General features: G+C 66.9%; 4 protein-coding genes. 2 read left to right on the forward strand and 2 right to left on the reverse strand.

Annotated elements, in window-relative coordinates:
• Window positions 1-230 precede the first annotated feature (230 nt).
• A complete protein-coding gene (locus tag WKI94_RS11690; RefSeq protein ID WP_337845901.1) occupies window positions 231-515 on the forward strand; it encodes a hypothetical protein in 285 nt (94 codons plus the stop codon).
• Between the two features lie 3 nt (window positions 516-518).
• Window positions 519-917: a hypothetical protein gene (locus WKI94_RS11695; RefSeq protein WP_337845902.1), complete on the forward strand. Its 399-nt coding sequence runs from the start codon at window positions 519-521 to the stop codon at window positions 915-917.
• Between the two features lie 34 nt (window positions 918-951).
• Here the strand turns inward: WKI94_RS11695 and WKI94_RS11700 are convergent, their stop codons facing one another.
• Both WKI94_RS11700 and WKI94_RS11705 read right to left on the reverse strand, forming a co-directional pair.
• Window positions 952-2310: an amino acid carrier protein gene (locus tag WKI94_RS11700; protein WP_337845903.1), complete on the reverse strand. Its 1359-nt coding sequence runs from the start codon at window positions 2308-2310 to the stop codon at window positions 952-954.
• Between the two features lie 2 nt (window positions 2311-2312).
• The gene (locus WKI94_RS11705) at window positions 2313-3113 is read right to left on the reverse strand and encodes a DUF4388 domain-containing protein (RefSeq protein ID WP_337845904.1); all 801 of its coding nucleotides are present in this window, start codon (window positions 3111-3113) and stop codon (window positions 2313-2315) included.
• Window positions 3114-3170: the final 57 nt, after the last annotated feature.

A 3170-nucleotide genomic window follows, 5' to 3' on the forward strand; every position in this document is an offset into this window, starting at 1 on the left:
TCATCTGGAGGGTATCCTGATCCATGGGGTACCTCCTCTCCCGTTGGTACCCCCATTCATACACATACCCTTACACATAATTCCTTACACGACCGGTGGTGGGGCCGAAAAGCCTAGAGCGGGCGGTGTTGGAGATCTGGTTTGACCGTCGCTACCGGCCCCTTAGGAAGAACGTGGAGGGTGGGGAACTGATACCCCTTAGCGAATGGGCGTAGGCGTACAATGGGTCCATGGAAAAGGTGCTTCTCCTCTTGGGCCTCCTCCTCATGGTCTACAACGTCCTTTATGGCTTCAGGCTTCGGCGGGCCATCCCTGGCGGGGTTATGGGGGAGCGCGTCGGGCAGATGCTCTTCCTCATCGTCTTCTTCGCCCTGGCCTACCTGGCCGTCCTCCTCCTCACCTGGGGTGAGCCCTCTAGCCTCCTCCTTCTTCTCCTCTCCCTCATCCTCCTCCTGGGGGCGGTCTTCGTCTTCCTGGTCCTTAGGCTGGTGGACGCCATCGTGGCCTCGCTTTAGCCCATGGTCTTCCGCCGCAACCCCAACCCACCCCCCCAGGACTGGCACCCCACCCCTGAGGAGTGGCGGGTTTATGCCCTGTGCGACGGGCGCCGCACGGAAGAGGAGGTGGTGCGGGAAAGCGGCCTGGGGGAGGAGGCCTACCGCATCCTGGCGGGGCTTTTGAAAAGGGGCCTGATCCTGCCCGTGGAAAGCCCCAAGGAACTCTGCCAAAAGCTTTCGGCCTTCCTAAAGGCCCGCCTGGGGGAAAAGGCCACCCCCTTTTTGCAGAGCCTAGAGGGGTGCGAGACGCGGGAGGCCTTGGAAGAGGTGGCCCTAAGGGTGGCGGTGCGCGTGAAGCTCACCCTGGACAAGAAGACAGGGGAGGAGCTCGAGCACATAGTGCGGGAGCTCTTCCACTAAGTACTCCACTGGGGCTTCGGCAGGGTACCCAAGCCTAGTCCCTGGGAGGAATCCAGGGTTCGCCCCGGAAGAAGCCCTGGACCAGCCGGGCCACCACCCCGCCGAGGAGGACGAGGCCCAGGAGGTTGGGGATGGCCATGAGGCCGTTGAGGGTGTCGGAGACCGCCAGGAAGGCCTCGAGGCCCCCCAAAGGCCCCACGAAGGCCAAGACGGCGAAGGCCAGGCGGTAGGGCCAGCGGATCCCCTCCCCGAAGAGGTAGGCCGCGGCCTCCTCCCCGTAAAAACCCCAGGCCACCATGGTACCCAGGGCGAAGACCACCACGGTGAGGGCCAGGACCACCCCCCCGAAGGGGTGGGCAGAAAAGAGGGCGCTTGCCGCTTCCGAAGCGCTCCCCCCGGCCCGCCAAAGGCCGGAGGCGATGAAGGTGAGGGCGGTGAGGGTGGTGACCAGGAAGCTCACGAACATCTCCGTCACCCCCCAAAACCCTTGGCGCACGGGGTGGTCCACCTGGGCCTGGGCGTGGGCGATGGCCGCCGAGCCTAGGCCCGCCTCGTTGGCGAAGATCCCCCGGCCCAGCCCGGCGTTGATGGCCGCAAAGAGGCTATACCCCGCCGCCCCGCCCAAGGCGGCCTCTGGGGTGAAGGCCGCCCAGAAGACCAGGGCCAGGGCCTCGGGGATCTGGCCTGCATAGAGGACGAGGAGGGGCAGGAAGGCGAGGAGGAAGAGGAGGAGCTTTAGGGGCACCACCACCTGGGCGAAGCGGGCCACGCGCACGATGCCCCCGCCCAGGACCACCCCCACCAAAAGGGCCAGGGCCAAACCCACCAGGGCCGGGGGCAGGCCCAAAGGGGCCAAAGCCCCCCCCACCGACCCCGCCTGGGCCAGGTTACCGATGCCAAAGGCCGCCACCGCGGCGAAGAGGGCAAAAAGGGCCCCCAAAAACCGCAGACGAGGCAGGCCCCGGGAGAGGTAGTACATGGCCCCCCCCGAGACGGACCCGTCCGCGTAGCGGCGGCGGTAGTGCACCGCCAAGGTGGCCTCGGCGAACTTGGATCCAGTCCCGAAAAAGTAGCCCACCCACATCCAGAAGACCGCCCCCGGCCCCCCCAGGAGAACAGCGGCCAGCATGCCGAGAAGGTGGCCCGTGCCCACGGTGGCCGAAAGGGCCACCATGGTGGCCTGGAAGGGGGTGATCTGCCCTCCAAAGCCGTAGCCCCGCTCCCGGATGGCCCCAAAGGTCTCGCTGAAGGAAACCCGCATCATGCGGAAGGGGGCGGAGAACCAGCGGATCCGAAAGATCACCAGATAGGCCCCCACCAGGAGAAAGACCAGCTTCATAGGGAAACCGAAGACGATGCGGTTCAGGTACTCGTTCAGGGTCAGGATGTCCATGGCTACACCTCCGGCACCACCTCTACCCTATCCCCCCGGCGAAGGCGCAGGCGCTTCAGGTCCTCCTCCAGAAAGCCGAGCCGCCCCGGGATGTTGGGCCGGGGACGCACCTCCAGGACCTGGTTTAGGCCCTTGAGCCGCAAGCGGAAGCCATGGCGGATGGCCCGGGCCCACTCCGCGTAGAGGGCCTCGTCCACGTAGGCCGTCCCGCTCCCCGGACCGTAGATGGGCAGGACCAGGAGGGCCACCGGGGGCAAATCCACCTCGGGCACCGCCTCCAAGGCCCCCATCTGGAGGAGGGTGTGGAGGATGCGGGCTAGGCGCAAAGGGGCGGGCTGGAGGAGAACCTCCACCACCCGCTTCCCCTCCACCTGGGCTAGGACCTTGAGGGTTTCCGCGGGCAGGTCCTTTACCGCTCCGGACTGGGGGAGGCGCAGGCGGTAGCTCCAGTCCGGGGGGAGGGAGAGCCCCTCCCAGGCCTTCCCCGCCTCCGCCAACCGGACGGGTACGGTAAGCCCACCCAAGAGGGTGGTGCGGGGGGGCACCTCCTCCGGCAAAAAACGGAAGGGGGCCTTCTTCAGGCCCGCCAGGAGGTCCAAGGCCTCCTCCCCCTCCAAGGCCTTGTCCGAGGCGGCCACCCGGGCGTGGACCACCTGCCCCCCCTTTAGGTAAACCTCCCCCTCCAGAAAGGGCGCCTGAACGAGAAGCCGCCCCGTGCGCCCCGCGCTCATCAGCGCTCCTACCAAGGAGGCAAAGGGGAACTCCGCCAGGTTGCCTTCCAGAACCCCGCGCTCGCCAAGCATTCCCCCCCTTTTTACCACATCCCCGGTCGTCCGGGCGAGGTGGGGGCCGACGCCCTT

The sequence above is a fragment of the Thermus sp. genome (genome assembly GCF_037444525.1).
Classification (GTDB): domain Bacteria; phylum Deinococcota; class Deinococci; order Deinococcales; family Thermaceae; genus Thermus.